Raw genomic sequence first — 15749 nt, 5'->3', positions numbered from 1 at the left:
GCACTATGGGTTGTGGTCGGGCTTCAGGGGGACCTCTAAACCTAGTTTGGAGTGCTTGGGCGTGTTTGTCGCGCATTGGCATGACCTGCCTGCGCGAGGAGCGCGGACCGACTGGATTACGAATTTCGCATGAAGTCAGGGATCGGGGGAATAATGTTCCCCATGTGTTCCAACTTCGCTATGGTCGGGAGGTGCTCCCGATTCGATGATGAAGACATGCCGGTCGCTGTGGCGACAGGCGCTCAGACGGGGGTTGCGACGTGGATTTCAGAACTGGAGACGGCTCGGTGGCTGCACAGGATGAACTGGCCCTCAACACGTTGAGCGCTGGTGAGACAAAGGCGATGGACATGAACACCAAGGATGCAGGCAGCGATGCGCTGGTTGCCGGAATGGCGGCAACTGTTGCTGCTGCAGCCGTCGCGGCAGCTGAACCCGTCAGCGATTCCAAGAAGGTCAATCCGCGCCGCTTCACCATCGTCACCGATGACAGCCGCGATGCGCGCCTGACCGACTTCGGCAAGGACACGCTCGACGACCGCTATCTGCTGCCGGGCGAGAAGTATCAGGACCTGTTCGCGCGCGTGGCCGATGCCTATGCCGACGATCAGGACCATGCTCAGCGTCTCTACGATTACATCTCCAAGCTGTGGTTCATGCCGGCAACGCCCGTGCTGTCGAATGGCGGCACCGGACGGGGCTTGCCGATCTCATGCTACCTGAACTCGGTGGATGACAGCCTCGAAGGCATCGTCGCCACCTGGAACGAGAACGTCTGGCTCGCCTCGCGCGGCGGCGGCATCGGCACCTATTGGGGCAAGGTGCGCGGCATTGGCGAGAGCGTCGGCCTCAACGGCAAGACCAGCGGCATCATCCCATTCGTGCGCGTGATGGATTCGCTGACGCTCGCGATCAGCCAGGGCTCGCTGCGCCGTGGTTCGGCGGCGTGCTACCTCGACGTCAGCCACCCGGAAATCGAGGAGTTCCTCGAAATCCGCAAGCCATCGGGCGATTTCAACCGCAAGGCGCTGAACCTGCACCACGGCGTGCTGCTGACCGACGATTTCATGGAAGCCGTGCGCGATGGCGCCGAATTCCACTTGCGCAGCCCGAAGGACGGTTCGGTCCGTGCCACGGTCGATGCACGTTCGCTGTTCCAGAAGCTGGTCGAAACCCGCCTCGCCACGGGCGAACCCTACATCGTCTTCTCCGACACCGTGAACCGCATGATGCCCAAGCATCACCGCGATCTCGGCCTCAAGGTTTCGACCTCGAACCTGTGTTCGGAAATCACCCTGCCCACAGGCCGCGACCATCTCGGCAACGATCGCACGGCGGTGTGCTGCCTGTCCTCGCTCAACCTTGAAACCTGGGACGAGTGGAACGGCGACAAGCTGTTCATCGAAGACGTTCTGCGCTTCCTCGACAACGTGCTGCAGGACTATATCGACCGCGCGCCCAGCGAAATGGCCCGCGCCAAGTACTCCGCCGCGCGCGAACGCTCGGTCGGCATGGGCGTGATGGGTTTCCATTCGTTCCTGCAAATGAAGGGCATCGCCTTTGAATCGGCGATGGCCAAGGCGTGGAACCTCAAGATGTTCAAGCACGTCGCCGCCAAGGCCGACGAAGCTTCGCTGATGCTGGCGCAGGAACGCGGGCCGTGCCCCGATGCCGCCGACATGGGCGTGATGCAGCGCTTCTCGTGCAAGATGGCGATTGCGCCGACCGCATCCATCTCGATCATCTGCGGCGGCACGTCCGCGTGCATCGAACCGATCCCGGCGAACATCTACACGCACAAGACGCTGTCGGGCTCGTTCGTGGTCAAGAACCCCTACCTGCAGAGGCTGCTGGCCGACAAGTCCAAGGATTCCACCAATGTGTGGAACACGATCCTCGAGAACGGCGGCTCGATCCAGCACCTCGATTTCCTCAGCCCTGAGGAAAAGGCGGTCTACAAGACCAGCTTCGAGATCGACCAGCGCTGGCTGCTCGAATTCGCGGCCGACCGCACGCCCTATATCGATCAGGCCCAGTCGCTGAACCTCTACATCCCGGCAGACGTGGACAAGTGGGACCTGATGATGCTGCACTTCCAGGCATGGGAAAAGGGCATCAAGTCGCTCTATTACCTGCGCTCGAAGTCGGTGCAGCGCGCAGGCTTTGCCGGCGGCGTCGAGGCAGACAACACCGCCATCGCCCCGGTCATGGAACTCGCCGGCCCGACCGACTACGAGGAATGCCTCGCCTGTCAGTGATGGTCATTTGTTGAGGTAATCTTCATGCCCACCCCGGCAGTCCCAGAACGTCCCGAGACGTCCGACCGGCTGCCGGGAGGCGCAATCCCGTTACACCCCGCGACACTTCGCGGCTTGCGCGCATGTGCGACAATCCGCGACAAGACTCCTGCTTGCGCGATCCCGGCCAAGCCCGCTAAGGCGGCTTTGTCTATTGTTGCGATCAATTCGCATTATCAAAGGGGTTCGTTACATGCGCAAGTGGCACCGCTGGATCACGGTGTTTTTCGGGGTGTTCATGGTGTGGATGGCCTTCACCGGCGTCGCCAGCCATGTGACCGCTCTCTGGCCGGAGGGTCAACAGGCCGGGCCGCCGCCTGTGCCACAGGGCTTCGTCTGCCCCGAAACGATGATGTGCCGGCCCAAGGCCGCGCCGGGCGGGATGAAGTCGCTCGTCGGCTGGTTCCACCACCTGCATTCGGGCGAGGAATTCGGTCCGGTCGGCACGGCGATTTCGCTGATGACGGGCCTTGCGCTGCTGTTCTTCAGCATTTCCGGCCTGTGGATGTATTATACCATGTGGAAGAACCGCAAGGATCGCGGGATCAAGCCCGGCATGTTCTGGAAGTAGGGTTTTTGATTGGAACGGAAGGGCCATCCGGCCCTTCCTTTGCTGCACCAGCAAGCCTTTGGCGAACGCCAAAGGCGCACCCCTCAAAAAAGAAAAACGCCCCGCGTTTCCGCGAGGCGCTTTCCAGCCGCGTTACGCGACCTGGTCCCGAAGGGGGCGGGACGTATCTGCAGCCCCGCAAGGGGCCGCAGAAGCGCCGCGCCATCCGGCAGGACTTATTTCTCTTCGAGCATGCCCCACGCCACGTCGCCGTTGGCCGAAAGCCGCACCCTGTCGCCTTCCACTTCGGCAACCAGCCCGACAGGCAGGTAATGATGGTGGCCCGAATGGGTTCCGCCCTCAAAGCCCGCGTCCGAATCCTTCTTGGTCAACTTGATCCGGTGGCTTTCGACCGAATCGACCGTGCCGATGTGAACGCCATCGGCGCCGATCACTTCCATGTGCTCGCGAATGTCGTGGTCACTCATGGCACTTCTCCTGCAAAATCGGGGACATGCGGCAGTGCAGAGAGCCTGCGCCGCCTTGCCCTGAGAACGCCGCCGCGCCGCGCCCGTTCCCTCAGGCCGCACCTGCCCCTCCGTGCAGTGGAAAACCCCGAATCAATCCCCCGCGATCACGGCCCCGGCGCTTTCGCCAAGCCCCGCCAATCCCTACATTCGCAGAATCAGTACAGGACCGCAGCCCATGTCTCTTCTTGAAGCCCGCAAGACCTACAAGCCCTTCGAATATCCTTGGGCCTATGAATTCTGGAAGCGCCAGCAGCAGATCCACTGGATGCCCGAAGAGGTGCCCTTGGGCGAGGATTGCCGCGATTGGGCGCAGAAGATTTCAGAGCATGAGCGCAACCTGCTGACGCAGATCTTCCGCTTCTTCACCCAGGCCGACGTGGAAGTGCAGAACTGCTACCACGAACAATATGGCCGCGTGTTCAAGCCGACCGAGGTCAAGATGATGCTCGCTGCCTTCTCCAACATGGAGACGGTGCACATCGCCGCCTACAGCCACCTGCTTGACACCATCGGCATGCCCGAAAGCGAATACGGCATGTTCCTCGAATACGAGGAACTGAAGGCCAAGCACGACTATCTGCAGACCTTCGGCGTGGACACGGACGAGGATATCGCCCGCACGCTCGCCATGTTCGGCGGCTTCACCGAAGGGCTGCAACTGTTCGCCAGCTTCGCCATGCTGATGAACTTCCCGCGCTTCAACAAGATGAAGGGCATGGGCCAGATCGTCACCTGGTCGATCCGCGATGAATCGCTGCACTGCGAAGGCATCACCAAGCTGTTCCACGCTTTCGTGGCGGAGCGCGGCTGTCTGACCAAGGCGGTGAAGGAAGACATCATCGACTGCTGCCAGAAGACGGTGCGCCTCGAAGACGCCTTCATTGATCTCGCCTTCGAACAAGGCCCGGTTCCCGGCATGAGCGCCAAGGAAATCAAGCGCTACATCCGCTACATCGCCGATTGGCGCCTCGGCCAGCTCGGCTTCCAGCCGATCTACATGATCGAAGACCACCCCCTCCCATGGCTCGCCCCGCTGCTCAACGGCGTGGAACACGCCAACTTCTTCGAAACCCGCGCCACGGAATACTCCAAAGCCGCCACCCGCGGTGACTGGAACACCGTCTGGTCCAGCTTCGACAGCCGCCGCAAGGCGAAGTCGGTGGCGAACGAGGAGGTTACGACGGAAGTTGAGGTGGATATGTTTGGCGCGGCGGGGATCGCGGCGGAGTGATGTGAATGCAATGCCCACATTGCCTCAAGGGGATACACCCAAGCACAACTGACACGCAGTTGTTCGTCCAGACGCAACCAAAATTTGTGTATGGTGCATGGAAAGGCGATTCAATACGAATTTCGGCGACTTGCCACGTATGTCCTTTTTGCGCCGGACCGACGATTGATCTGAATTTTTCCAATCTTCAGGGCACTACCCTTATTGAGACGGTTCGGGCGTTTCCTCGTAGCGGAGCATTTGAACCGCCGCCGCCAGAAGTACCTGTTATTCTTGCGAAAGATTATAGCGAAGCTAATCAAGTTCTATCGATCAGTCCCAAGGCTTCTGCCGCACTTGCTAGACGTTGCCTGCAATTCATGCTGCAAGAGGCTGGCTATAAAAGTGACAATTTAGCAAAGCAAGTTCAGGCTGCTATTGATGAGCAAGCTGCGTCTAAAGCCTTACCGGCCGATCTAAGAGATAGCCTCGACGCCATTAGGAACTTTGGTAACTTTTCTGCTCATCCGGTAGATGATAAAACTACTCTACAAGTCATAGACGTGGAAGTTGGTGAAGCAGAGTGGAGTCTCCAGCTGATATTTGATCTATTTCAGCATTATTATGTACGCCCTGCTCGATCAGCTCATCGTCGAGCTATGCTAAATGAGAAGTTAGCCTCGGCAGGAAAGCCTCCAATTAAGGCAGGGGCAGCATATTGAACTTTCAGCAGTGCGATTGATAACGCGATAGGATCTGTATTTACCCGGTCGGTTGCGCGAGCGCGGGCAGTGATTTTTCCACTGCATGCTGCGGCATATATTTGCTCCAATCGACTGCCATTCCCGCAAATATCGCCGCTGCAATCGTGACAAGCAAACTTATCGCGCCAACAACGCCGCCCAACTTGCGCTGCACTGCTGCACGCTTTGCCATAGGAAGGACGGCTTTCAGGTTTGAATAGGAATCAATGATCCTTGGCATATCGATCGCAGTGAGCGCATCGTAAATTCCGTTGCGATCTTCGCGATTTTCACGCGATTCCGCCACCTTCTGCCGCGCTTGTACAAAGTCGGTGTAAAGCGTCCTGAAATCAGGATAGGCATGCAGAATAGCATCGAAGCCGAGCTTTGAGGTCATCGAATCAAGATCAATGCCGATCTTGGCCAAGGCAGCGTCAATCGCATCGTGTTGCGCACGGTGGCAGCAAAACCGGGCATCTTCGAGCAGCCCTTGTATCCGCGCCGAATTGCCATCGTGATGCGCCGCATCAAGTGCGTCAATCAGGCGGCGGCCAGCATACCGCAGTTCCGAAATCGCAGGGATCGAAAGATCCCCAACGACTTGTTCCGATCGCTTTATTGCGGATTCAGCCTTGTTCCATTCTTTGGCAATCTCTCTCAGGAAATCGCCGTAGGGAAGAACTTCAGATTTTGGCTCTGTCGGCTCGGGCGGCAAGGCGGGCTGCGGCTCGGTCCCCATCGGCGCACAACCTTTCCATTCTGCTCTTCGTCAAATAGCGGCCAAATTGAATAGAAACATTGCCGCGAGCATAGCGCGCAACGACCTTAGCCGTCGACGTCAGGTCGATTGCCTCGTATCCTCCAAAAAAGATGCGGTCGATAAGCTTGCGAAACACAATATGATCCCAATTAGCGGGCGCCATTATCGGCAATGGAATTACGTGTCAACGCTACGGCAGTTCCGGTCATATCCGCTCGACGAATCGCGGCGTCAAGAGCAATCGCCAAAATCAAGTTCAAAATCGCACAATCCACTTAGTTGTTAATCAGTGCAAAACTCTAAGCGATGGCCCTCGCATAAATCCCTAATCCCAACCAAGCCCCCTCAGCACCACCCACTGCGATAGCCTTTCCAGCGCTCCGCCAGTCCTTCGGCCACCAGCGTTTCGCCAAGGCTCTCGCCGTCGCGCGTGATGACGCGCAGGGTGCGGCCGTATTTGTCGGTTTCGCGCTCTATCGGTTCGAGGGTGAAGGCGCCTTCATTCAGCAGGTCGATCATCCGCGCGGTGGCCGCGTTGCCGAGTTCGCGTTCTGCGGCGCACTGCGCTTCGAATGTCTCGGGCGTGTTGATGTCGGCGATGCGGATTTTCTCGCCGTGATAGCGGATGGTGTCGCCATCGATCACGCAGTTCCAGCCCATGCCCCGGCACTTGCCGAACGATCCGCTCTCGCGGTCGGCACCGCTGGCAGGCGCGGCCAGCGGCTTCAGAAATGATAGCGACAGCGCCTCGGCAGAGGGCGGTCCGTCAAACGTGTAAACCGCGCTCGCGGCGGCGAACGGCAGGGCCACCATCAACAGCTTGAACCACGCCGGGTCCTTCCTGCCAAGCGGACGGCGCCTGGACGGACGGCGTCCCTTGAACGGCAAGAGCCGGGCGGGATAGCGGCGCGGGTTTCGGCGGTTTGTGCTCACAACACAGCGGCTTAGCGCTGGGCGGGTAAACAATTCCAAAATGGCAGGATTGGATTTGTTCGCCGTTGCTTAGCGGAAGCCGAACCGATTTCGCTGTCCTACACGGAAGGGATCGGGCAGCGTCCGGCCTCGCTCCTTGAACCGTCAACAGCAACCGGACGCCCCGGATTTTCCCGCTTGCCGGGGGTTTACACTTTTGCCTCTGGGCTGTGTAAACCCTGTAAACCCCGCCCCCTCAAAAAGGGTGGTCGCTGTCCTATCGCTGTCATGCGAATCATGCTATCTACATCAGTGTGAACAAGCTCCCGCCTCATCTCGTGCCCATTGCCGTGCAGCCCTCGGACATCGATTTCATGGGGCACGTCAACAACGCGTCCTATCTGACCTGGGTGCAGGACGCGGTGATCGATCACTGGCGCGCGCTCGCTCCGGCTGATGCGGTGGCGGCGCACCTGTGGGTCGCGCTCAAGCACGAGATCACCTACCGCCGCCCGACGTTTCTGGACGACACGGTGATCGCCCACGTCATCCTTGAAAAAGTGCAGGGCGCGCGCGCGTTCTATGAAACGATCATCAAGCGCGGCGAAGAGGTGCTGGCGGAAGTGAAGTCCAGCTGGTGCTGCCTCGATGCCGAAACGCTGCGCCCCGCGCGGCTGGCGCGCGATCTGGTCGAGCGGTTCCTGCCTTCGGAAAAGCTGCCCGCCTGACGCCCGGATCTGGCGGCAAATATACCAATCGTTCAGCTTCCGCCGATAGTGCTGCGGCGATGGACACCCCGCCCGCCAGTCTGCTCACGCCCGCCAATGCCGTCACCGCGCTGATCGCCCTGAACTTCCTCGCCTTTGCCGCGTTCGGTCTCGACAAATGGAAAGCCGAGACCGGCCGCTGGCGCACCAGCGAGGCTACGCTGCTGTGGCTGGCCTTCGTCGGCGGTTCGCCCGGTGCCTATCTCGGGCGGCATCTGTTTCGGCACAAGACGCGCAAGCAGCCCTTCGTCAGCAACCTCCACGGCATTGCGTTTCTGCAAGTGGCAGGGCTGTGCGGCTGGGCTGTCTGGAAGCTCGGCTGGATCGACCTCAGCGCAGTTTTGTAATGCCGAGGCTGTCCGCCTTGGCGCGGATTTTCACCGATTCCTCGCTGCGGGTCAGCGCCTTGGCGATGGCTTTGAGCGGCATGCCCTTCTTCGCCAGCGTGTGCAGCTTCTGGATTTCATCGGGGGTCCACGCCTGCTTGTGACGCTCGAAACGCTCAGCCATTCTGGTATTCCTCTCAGCCGCGCTTTGCGGTGACGATGTAGTTGAGCGCGAGGTTATCCGACAGGTGCAGCCCGCGCGATGGCGTCCACGCGATGCCCATCGGGTTGCCCATTGTCAGCCCCGCCGCGCTGAGCAGGTCGTGCAGTTCGACAGGCGTGATGAAATCGTCCCAATGATGCGTGCCCTTCGGCACCATGCCCAGCGCTTCAGCGCCTTCGACCAGCAGCAGCCGCGATTGCGGGGTGCGGTTGGGGGTGGACAGGATCATCAGGCCCCCGTCTGCGAGCGCGGCCTCAAGCGCGGAAACGAAGGCGACCTTGTCGGCCACATGCTCGATCACTTCCATCGAGGTGACGAGATCGTATCCAGTCAGGCCAAGCTCAGCGACATCGCCGCAGCGATAGTCGATGGCAAGGCCCGAGCCTTCGGCGTGAAGGCACGCCGCGGCGATGTTTTCCTGCGCCGCGTCAACCCCGGTCACGTTCCCCCCCAGCCGCGCCAGCGGTTCGCACAGCAGTCCGGCGCCGCAGCCGACATCGAGCGCGCGGCGGCTCGTCAGCGGCTTCAGCCCGCGCGAGTCTGTGGCGAAGTGCGCGTCGAGGGCATCGCGGATGAAGCCCAGCCGCACCGGGTTCAGCTTGTGCAGCATGGCCGACGAGCCCTTGGGGTTCCACCAGTCCGCCGCCAGCTTGCCGAAATGGGCGGCCTCATCAGGGCGAATGGTATGCGCAGAGGTTGCATTGCTCATATGACGTCCCTAAAGCGCCCGCGCCGCAGGGTCCATGGCTCATGCGGGAAAGATTCTTTCGTTTGGACAGGTTGGGAGCAAGCCCTTGGCTCGCATCGTGATGAAATTCGGCGGCACGTCTATGGCGGGAACCGAGCGCATCCGCCGCGTGGCGCGCATCGTTCAGCGTCAGCAGGCTGCGGGGCATGAAGTCGCGGTCGTAGTATCGGCCATGGCGGGCGAGACCGACCGGCTGGTGAACTTCGCGCGCGAAGCCAATCCGCTCTACGATCCGGCCGAATACGATGTGGTCGTAGCCAGCGGCGAGCAGGTGACCTCGGGCCTTCTGGCGATGCACTTGCAGGCGCTGGGCTGCAAGGCGCGGTCATGGCTCGGCTGGCAAGTGCCGATCAAGACCGACGACGCCCACGCCAAGGCACGCATCGAAGATATCGACGCCGGGGCGCTGATGGCCTCGATGGCATCGGGTGAGATCGCAGTCATTCCGGGCTTCCAGGGCGTTTCGCCCGCAGGCCGCGTCACTACGCTCGGGCGCGGCGGGTCGGACACGTCTGCCGTGGCAGTGGCCGCCGCCGTGAAGGCCGACCGCTGCGACATCTACACCGACGTCGACGGGGTCTATACCACCGACCCGCGCATCGTCGCCAAGGCGCGCAAGCTGAAGAACGTGACCTACGAGGAAATGCTTGAACTGGCCTCGGTCGGCTCGAAAGTGTTGCAGACCCGTTCGGTCAGCCTCGCCATGAAGGAAGGCGTGCGGGTGCAGGTGCTATCCTCGTTCATCGACGACGATGCGCCCGCTGCAGACACGATTCCCGGCACAATGATCGTTTCCGACGAGGAACTTGAAGGACTTGATATGGAACGCCAGCTGATCACCGGCATCGCTGCCGACAAGAACGAAGCCAAGATCACCCTGACGCGCATCGCCGACCGCCCCGGCGCGGTGGCCGCGATCTTCGGGCCGCTGGCGGCTGCGAACATCAACGTCGACATGATCATCCAGAACATCGCCAAGGACCGCGGCGAGACTGACGTGACCTTCACCGTCCCGCTGGCCGACCTTGCCCGCACGCAGGCCCTGCTCGAAGAGCGCAAGGACACGATCGGCTACTACCGCATGCTGGCCAACAGCAAGGTCGCCAAGATCAGCGTCGTCGGGGTCGGCATGCGCAGCCACGCAGGCGTTGCCGCCACGATGTTCCGCGCCCTGGCCGATCGCGGCATCAACATCCAGGCGATCACCACCAGCGAGATCAAGGTCTCGGTGCTGATCGACGAGGACGAGACCGAACTGGCCGTGCGCGTGCTGCACACGGCGTATGAAATGGACGGCGAGTAAGAGTTGCGGGGCAGGCTTCGGCCTGCCCCTGTCGGTTCAACGAATCAGCAGCCCCCAGCCGGACAAGAGCTGTTCGGCCTGTTCGCGCGAGATCGTCGCCCCCCGGAACAGCCGCGCATCTTCCAGCCGCAAGCCGCCAAGGTCTGCGCCGCGCAAGTCGGCCCCGGCGAACAGCGCGCCGTCCATGTTGGCTTCGCGCAGGGCGCAGCCTTCGAACACGGCGCCCCGGAAATCGCACTTGGCAAGATCCGCCTGCGCCATGTCGACACGGCGCAAGGTCTCCTTGCGGAACGACAGGCCGGACAGACGCGCGCCGACCAGCAGCACTTCCTCGAATGTGAAGCCCATGCCGCGCACGCCCTGAAAGTCCGCGCCGGTCATGCGCGTGGCAGTGAACCGGGCCGAGGCGATCTGGGCGCGGCGAAAGGATACGTTGTTGAAATCGCTCGCAGTGATGACGGCTTCGGAGAGATCGGTGCCGGTCAGGTCGGCGAAAGCGGCGCGGCAGGACTGCCATGTCGTGCCCGCCAGTTTAGCACCGGTGAGGTCTGCGTGGCGCAAGCTGCAGCGCTCGAAGGTCCAGCCTGTAAGGTCCAGTCCGGAAAGACCCGCCTCATCCATGTCGCATTCGGTCAGGTGGACCAGCTCTTCGCCGCAAAGGGCTGCAAGGGCGGTACGGTCGAGGGTCTGTCCGGAAACGGTTGGCTTGCTCATTTCGGCCGCATAGGCGCGACATGCATGCACCACCATAGCCGATGCGCAGCAACCGGGTGAAATCCGGCAGGTAAACTCCGGCCTTGTTGCGGGAACCAAGGCACCGTAAAGCCCGCGCCAGTTTACCGGACGGGATTTCACGCGACATGACTGCCAGCCCCAAGACCACTGCCCTCATGCGCCGCGGCGCCGAATTCCTCGGTACCGAACATGCGATCCTGTGCGGTGCGATGAGCTGGGTGTCCGAACGCAATCTCGTTTCGGCGATCAGCAATGCGGGCGGCTTTGGCGTGATCGCCTGTGGCGCGATGACGCCCGAACTGCTCGACACCGAAATTGGGGCAACCAAGGCCCTGACCGACAAGCCCTTCGGCGTGAACCTGATCACCATGCACCCGATGCTGTTCGACCTGATCGCGGTCTGCGCCAAGCACAAGGTCGGCCATGTCGTGCTCGCGGGCGGCATCCCGCCCAAGGGCAGCGTGGAGGCGATCAAGGCATTCGGCGCCAAGGTGCTGGTGTTTGCCCCCACACTGGCGCTGGCCAAGAAGCTGCTCCGCTCTGGCGCAGACGCGCTGGTGATTGAGGGTTCGGAAGCGGGCGGGCACATCGGCCCGGTCTCCACCTCGGTGCTGGCGCAGGAATTCCTGCCTGCTTTGGCCGAAGAGCACGTGGTGTTCGTGGCGGGCGGCATCGGACGGGGCGAGATGATCGCCAGCTATCTGGAAATGGGTGCGAGCGGGGTCCAGCTTGGTACCCGCTTCGCCTGCGCGACTGAATCCATCGCCCACCCGGCGTTCAAAGCCGCGTTCTTCCGTGGCAATGCCCGAGACGCAGTTGCCAGCGTGCAGGTCGATCCGCGCCTGCCGGTGATCCCGGTACGCGCGCTCAAGAACAAGGGTTCGGAAGAGTTCACTGCCAAGCAGATCGAAGTCGCCAAGCGGCTCGACGAAGGCCTTGTCGACATGGGCGAAGCGCAGCTTGAGATCGAGCATTTCTGGGCGGGCGCGCTCCGCCGCGCGGTGATCGAGGGCGATGTCGAGCGCGGTTCGGTCATGGCCGGACAGTCGGTCGGCATGGTGACAAGGGAAGAGCCGGTGGCCGAGATCATTACGCAACTTATGGCGCAGAGTGACGAAGCGCTGAGCCGCCGCTGACGCTTCGATCAACTACCGCCGGAGCCTGAAACAATGCCTGACATCAAGCCGCACCGGGCATCGTTCGGCATCGTCTTCGCGATCGTGATGATCGACATGCTCGGCTTCGGCATCATCACACCGGTACTGCCGGGGCTGATCATCGACTTGACCCATGTCGATATCGGCACGGCTGCGGAATATGCAGGCTGGCTCGGTGCCGGCTATGCGGCAATGCAGTTCGTGTTCGCGCCGGTGATCGGCAACTTGTCGGACCGCTTCGGGCGCAGGCCGGTGCTGCTGGCCGCCGTGTTTCTGCTCGGGCTGGATTACCTGCTTCAGGCAATGGCGCCGCACTTCTGGTGGCTGGTTGCCGGTCGGCTGATTGCTGGCATAACCGGCGCCAGCTTCTCTGCCGCCTATGCCTATATCGCGGACGTGACCCCGCCAGAAAAGCGCGCGGCAAGCTTCGGCCTGATGGGACTGGCGTTCGGGTTCGGGTTCGTTGTCGGACCGGCGCTCGGCGGCTTGCTCGGCTCGGTCGATGCGCGCCTGCCGTTCTATGCAGCCGCAGGCCTTGCGCTGACAAACTTCACGTTCGGGCTGATCTTCCTCAAGGAATCGCTCAGCCTCGAAAACCGCCGCCCGTTCAATTGGCGCAAGGCCAATGCGATCTCGTCGCTGCGCGCGCTGCGTGGACAGAGCCCGACGGTGCTGTGGTTCGTCGCAGCGCTGGGCACATGGCAACTGGCCCATGTCGTCTATCCGTCGGTCTGGCCTTATTTTGCAATTGCCGCCTACGGCTTTTCGGTGCGCGATGTCGGCCTCGCGCTCGCGATGGTCGGCTTTTCGAGCGCGCTGGTGCAAGGGCTGGGCTTACGGATCGCCTTGCCCAAACTGGGCGAACAACGCGCCGTGGTGCTCGGCGTATTCGGGCTGTGCGCTTCGGCCGTCCTCTATACCCTCGCGCGCGAACATTGGCAGGTCTACGTGGCGATCGCCGTGGGCGCGCTTCAAGGCTTCGTGCAGCCACCGATCTCGGCCTACAACAGCCGCGCGGTCGACGCGCGCAGCCAGGGCGAATTGCAGGGCGCGGTGCAATCGATCGGCAGCATCGCCGCGATCATCGGCCCGCCGATGTACACGCAGGCGCTTGCGCGGTTCAGTGGCCCCGATGCGATCATCGACCTGCCGGGAATGCCGATGCTGCTTTCGGCGGGGATTTCGGTGATCACGCTGGTGCTGTTCTGGAAGGGCGCTTCGCTGCTGAAGCAGGAAAAGCCGGATCAGCTTTCCAGCTCTACGTCCCAGTAGAGCCAGTCGCGCCAGGTTTCGTGCAGGTAGTTCGGCGGGAAAGCGCGGCCGCGTTCCTGCAATTGCCACGTGGTCGGGCGGATCGCTCGGCTCATCAGGCGCATGCGGGCCTGCTCGGGCGTGCGTCCGCCCTTGCGCAAGTTGCACGGCGCGCAGGCCGCCGCGACATTCTCCCACGAGGTGCGCCCGCCAAGCCGGCGCGGCACGATATGGTCGAAGGTCAGGTTCTCGTGGCAACCGCAATACTGGCACTGGAAAGCGTCGCGCAGGAACAGGTTGAAGCGGGTAAAGGCGGGATACTCGCTTGGCCGCACATACTGGCGCAGCGCGATAACCGAGGGCAGCTTCATGCCGAAGCCGGGGCTGTGGACCTCGCGATCATAGGTGTCGATGATGTCCACGCGCTCAAGAAACACCGCCTTGATCGCGGTCTGCCAAGGCCACAGGCTGAGCGGATAATAGCTGAGCGGGGTGTAATCGGCGTTGAGGACAAGCGCAGGACAGTTTGAAAGGTGGCGGTCGTTTAGCAAAACGTCGTTGAAGGCGGCGCTATCGCCGCTATTGGGCCTGGCCGAAGCCGCCCTCTCGATCAGCGCCTTATGAAGCACGTCCCGGTCCGGTCCCTGCAGACAAGGGCGTGATGGCCCTCGCAGGGGCAGTCATGGCTGAGCCGCGTGACCGCTGTGTTACGCATGGATGGTAAGGAACACCGCAGCGAGTCCGCCGTCAAGAGGGAAGCTGTGCGTCAGAACGCATAAGCTGTGACTAGATCGGTCAGCAGGTCGCGCCCGGTATAGACCGCGCTGACTGCAATCCGTTCGTTCAGCCCGTGTGTGCCGTTGCCGTCGGGATTGCTGAACAGGCCGGGAGGGCCGTAGCTGGGGATGCCCACCGCCGAAAGGAACACGCCATCGGTCGCGCCGGTGGACATCATCGGCACCATAGGTACGCCGGGATAGTACTTTTCCACCAGCTTTTCCGCAGGACCGAGGATCTTGGGATTGAGCGGCGGCGCCTTGGCATCCGGCCCGCGATTGTCGGTGCGCAACACGGTCATCGTCGGGTCGGCGATGACGGTTTCCAGCGTTTTGCGCACATCTTCCGCCGAAATACCGGGAAAGATGCGGCAATTGACGTTCGCGCCCGCACGCTGAGGCAGGGCGTTGTTGGCATGACCGCCATCGAGCAGCGTGGCGACGCAGGTCGTGCGCAACATCGAATGGAACGTTCGATCGGTATTCACGACGGCCTCTGCTGCCTTGTCCGCCGGATTGGCGACGATCGCCACCATCGCCTTGCCCATGGCATCGCCGCGCGCCGCGCCCGCCTTGATAAAGTAGGCGCGGGTAGTGTCGTTGAGCATCAGCGGAAAGTCGAAATCGCGAAGGCGGGCCAGTGCGTCCGACAAATCGTAGATCGCGTTATCCTTGACCGGGGCCGAGCTGTGCCCGCCCGGATTGGTCGCTTCGATGCGGTAGTTGACCGGGGTCTTCTCACCCACATGCATCGTGTGAACGACCACGCGGCCCCCATCTTCCAGCGGCTTGTCGGTGCGGCCCGCCCCGCCTTCATTGAGCGCGAATTCAGCGTCGATCAACTCGCGGCGATTCTGCGACAGCCACTTTGCGCCGTTGAATGCTGTGCTGGTTTCCTCGCCGCAAGTCAGCGCCAGTTTGAGCGTGCGCTTGGGCACTTTGCCGGCCTTGCGCCAGCGCATGAACATATCGGTCCAGATGGCGTCCATCGCCTTCATGTCGGCCACGCCGCGCCCGTAGAAGTAGCCGCCTTCCTCGATGAAGGTATAGGGATCGCGGGTCCAGTCCTCGCGCTTGGCCACGACGACGTCGAGATGGCCGAGCAGGAGGATCGGCCTGGTCGTCTTCGAACTGCCGGGCAGTATCACGACAATGCCGCCTTCCTTCGGAAATTCGGGCACGGTGAAGCGGTGAATTTCGGCATCGGTAAAGCCTGCCCCCCGCAAGTGGCCCTCGATCTTGTCCGCAAGGGCCGTGCAACTGCCGGTGGTGATCGACGTGTCAGTCTCCACGAACTCCTTGTACAGCGCGCGATAGGCCTGCTGATCGGCGCGCAGCGGGGTTTCTGCGGCCATTGCACCACCCATCGGCAGCACAAGCGGAACGAGCGTGGCGAGCAGTTTGCGCATGGTCTGGCAGTCCCCGGAGAAACGTCGAAGCGAGGCTATCCTGCGCCAGCCC

General features: G+C 61.9%; 17 protein-coding genes. 9 read left to right on the top strand and 8 right to left on the bottom strand.

The window, feature by feature from the left end; translation table 11 throughout:
* Positions 1-260: 260 nt before the first annotated feature.
* Together RM192_RS01495 and RM192_RS01490 are read left to right on the top strand one after the other, a co-directional pair.
* On the top strand, positions 261-2258 hold the full coding sequence (locus RM192_RS01495) for a ribonucleoside-diphosphate reductase subunit alpha (protein ID WP_311505762.1): 1998 nt from the start codon (positions 261-263) through the stop codon (positions 2256-2258).
* A gap of 124 nt (positions 2259-2382) precedes the next feature.
* A complete protein-coding gene (locus RM192_RS01490; RefSeq protein ID WP_409233774.1) occupies positions 2383-2868 on the top strand; it encodes a PepSY domain-containing protein in 486 nt (161 codons plus the stop codon).
* A 215-nt stretch (positions 2869-3083) separates the two neighbouring features.
* Here RM192_RS01490 and RM192_RS01485 read toward each other — a convergent pair whose 3' ends face one another.
* On the bottom strand, positions 3084-3335 hold the full coding sequence (locus RM192_RS01485) for a DUF2171 domain-containing protein (RefSeq protein ID WP_311505760.1): 252 nt from the start codon (positions 3333-3335) through the stop codon (positions 3084-3086).
* 217 nt (positions 3336-3552) lie between these two features.
* Here RM192_RS01485 and RM192_RS01480 point away from each other — a divergent pair, with 217 nt between their 5' ends.
* Together RM192_RS01480 and RM192_RS01475 are read left to right on the top strand one after the other, a co-directional pair.
* Positions 3553-4608: a ribonucleotide-diphosphate reductase subunit beta gene (locus RM192_RS01480; RefSeq protein WP_311505759.1), complete on the top strand. Its 1056-nt coding sequence runs from the start codon at positions 3553-3555 to the stop codon at positions 4606-4608.
* A gap of 59 nt (positions 4609-4667) precedes the next feature.
* A complete protein-coding gene (locus tag RM192_RS01475) occupies positions 4668-5309 on the top strand; it encodes a DUF4145 domain-containing protein (protein WP_311505758.1) in 642 nt (213 codons plus the stop codon).
* 40 nt (positions 5310-5349) lie between these two features.
* Here the strand turns inward: RM192_RS01475 and RM192_RS01470 are convergent, their stop codons facing one another.
* Together RM192_RS01470 and RM192_RS01465 are read right to left on the bottom strand one after the other, a co-directional pair.
* Positions 5350-6069 carry a hypothetical protein gene (locus tag RM192_RS01470; RefSeq protein ID WP_311505756.1) on the bottom strand — a complete coding sequence of 240 codons (720 nt, stop codon included), beginning with the start codon at positions 6067-6069 and terminating at the stop codon, positions 5350-5352.
* A gap of 366 nt (positions 6070-6435) precedes the next feature.
* Positions 6436-7023, bottom strand: coding sequence for a thermonuclease family protein (locus tag RM192_RS01465; RefSeq protein ID WP_311505754.1), 588 nt, complete (start codon positions 7021-7023; stop codon positions 6436-6438).
* 293 nt (positions 7024-7316) lie between these two features.
* Between RM192_RS01465 and RM192_RS01460 the strand changes: the two genes are divergently transcribed.
* Both RM192_RS01460 and RM192_RS01455 read left to right on the top strand, forming a co-directional pair.
* Positions 7317-7730: a thioesterase family protein gene (locus RM192_RS01460; RefSeq protein ID WP_311505753.1), complete on the top strand. Its 414-nt coding sequence runs from the start codon at positions 7317-7319 to the stop codon at positions 7728-7730.
* 59 nt (positions 7731-7789) lie between these two features.
* Positions 7790-8116, top strand: coding sequence for a DUF1294 domain-containing protein (locus tag RM192_RS01455; RefSeq protein WP_311505752.1), 327 nt, complete (start codon positions 7790-7792; stop codon positions 8114-8116).
* On the opposite strand, the gene RM192_RS01450 is transcribed toward RM192_RS01455, so the two are convergent.
* Together RM192_RS01450 and ubiG are read right to left on the bottom strand one after the other, a co-directional pair.
* On the bottom strand, positions 8100-8279 hold the full coding sequence (locus tag RM192_RS01450; RefSeq protein ID WP_311505751.1) for a hypothetical protein: 180 nt from the start codon (positions 8277-8279) through the stop codon (positions 8100-8102). The two genes, RM192_RS01455 and RM192_RS01450, sit on opposite strands and share 17 nt — an antisense overlap.
* A gap of 13 nt (positions 8280-8292) precedes the next feature.
* On the bottom strand, positions 8293-9027 hold the full coding sequence (gene ubiG / locus RM192_RS01445) for a bifunctional 2-polyprenyl-6-hydroxyphenol methylase/3-demethylubiquinol 3-O-methyltransferase UbiG (RefSeq protein WP_311505750.1): 735 nt from the start codon (positions 9025-9027) through the stop codon (positions 8293-8295).
* An 85-nt stretch (positions 9028-9112) separates the two neighbouring features.
* Between ubiG and RM192_RS01440 the strand changes: the two genes are divergently transcribed.
* Positions 9113-10369, top strand: a complete 1257-nt coding sequence (locus tag RM192_RS01440) for an aspartate kinase (protein WP_409233773.1) — start codon at positions 9113-9115, stop codon at positions 10367-10369.
* Between the two features lie 36 nt (positions 10370-10405).
* Here RM192_RS01440 and RM192_RS01435 read toward each other — a convergent pair whose 3' ends face one another.
* Positions 10406-11083 carry a pentapeptide repeat-containing protein gene (locus RM192_RS01435; RefSeq protein ID WP_311505748.1) on the bottom strand — a complete coding sequence of 226 codons (678 nt, stop codon included), beginning with the start codon at positions 11081-11083 and terminating at the stop codon, positions 10406-10408.
* Positions 11084-11229: 146 nt separating this feature from the next.
* Between RM192_RS01435 and RM192_RS01430 the strand changes: the two genes are divergently transcribed.
* Both RM192_RS01430 and RM192_RS01425 read left to right on the top strand, forming a co-directional pair.
* Positions 11230-12240 (top strand): nitronate monooxygenase, encoded by a 1011-nt coding sequence (locus tag RM192_RS01430; protein ID WP_311505747.1) that lies wholly within the window; start codon positions 11230-11232, stop codon positions 12238-12240.
* A 33-nt stretch (positions 12241-12273) separates the two neighbouring features.
* Positions 12274-13533, top strand: coding sequence for a TCR/Tet family MFS transporter (locus tag RM192_RS01425; protein WP_311505746.1), 1260 nt, complete (start codon positions 12274-12276; stop codon positions 13531-13533).
* Here the strand turns inward: RM192_RS01425 and RM192_RS01420 are convergent.
* Both RM192_RS01420 and RM192_RS01415 read right to left on the bottom strand, forming a co-directional pair.
* The gene (locus RM192_RS01420) at positions 13506-14141 is read right to left on the bottom strand and encodes an HNH endonuclease (protein ID WP_409233772.1); all 636 of its coding nucleotides are present in this window, start codon (positions 14139-14141) and stop codon (positions 13506-13508) included. The genes RM192_RS01425 and RM192_RS01420 overlap by 28 nt on opposite strands.
* Positions 14142-14278: 137 nt before the next feature.
* Positions 14279-15697 carry a M20/M25/M40 family metallo-hydrolase gene (locus tag RM192_RS01415; protein WP_311505745.1) on the bottom strand — a complete coding sequence of 473 codons (1419 nt, stop codon included), beginning with the start codon at positions 15695-15697 and terminating at the stop codon, positions 14279-14281.
* Positions 15698-15749: the final 52 nt, after the last annotated feature.

Origin of the sequence: Novosphingobium sp. MMS21-SN21R, assembly GCF_031846015.1 — a bacterium.
GTDB lineage: Bacteria > Pseudomonadota > Alphaproteobacteria > Sphingomonadales > Sphingomonadaceae > Novosphingobium.
Note: the sequence above shows the minus strand (reverse complement) of the source record. Positions and strands in the feature narration are given on the sequence as shown.

Coding starts and splice junctions, on each gene's coding strand:
- RM192_RS01485 (WP_311505760.1), bottom strand. CDS start 3,335: ATGAGTGACCACGACATTCGCGAGCACATGGAAGTGATCGGCGCCGAT.
- RM192_RS01480 (WP_311505759.1), top strand. CDS start 3,553: ATGTCTCTTCTTGAAGCCCGCAAGACCTACAAGCCCTTCGAATATCCT.
- RM192_RS01470 (WP_311505756.1), bottom strand. CDS start 6,069: ATGGGGACCGAGCCGCAGCCCGCCTTGCCGCCCGAGCCGACAGAGCCA.
- RM192_RS01455 (WP_311505752.1), top strand. CDS start 7,790: ATGGACACCCCGCCCGCCAGTCTGCTCACGCCCGCCAATGCCGTCACC.
- RM192_RS01450 (WP_311505751.1), bottom strand. CDS start 8,279: ATGGCTGAGCGTTTCGAGCGTCACAAGCAGGCGTGGACCCCCGATGAA.
- ubiG (WP_311505750.1), bottom strand. CDS start 9,027: ATGAGCAATGCAACCTCTGCGCATACCATTCGCCCTGATGAGGCCGCC.
- RM192_RS01435 (WP_311505748.1), bottom strand. CDS start 11,083: ATGAGCAAGCCAACCGTTTCCGGACAGACCCTCGACCGTACCGCCCTT.
- RM192_RS01430 (WP_311505747.1), top strand. CDS start 11,230: ATGACTGCCAGCCCCAAGACCACTGCCCTCATGCGCCGCGGCGCCGAA.
- RM192_RS01425 (WP_311505746.1), top strand. CDS start 12,274: ATGCCTGACATCAAGCCGCACCGGGCATCGTTCGGCATCGTCTTCGCG.
- RM192_RS01415 (WP_311505745.1), bottom strand. CDS start 15,697: ATGCGCAAACTGCTCGCCACGCTCGTTCCGCTTGTGCTGCCGATGGGT.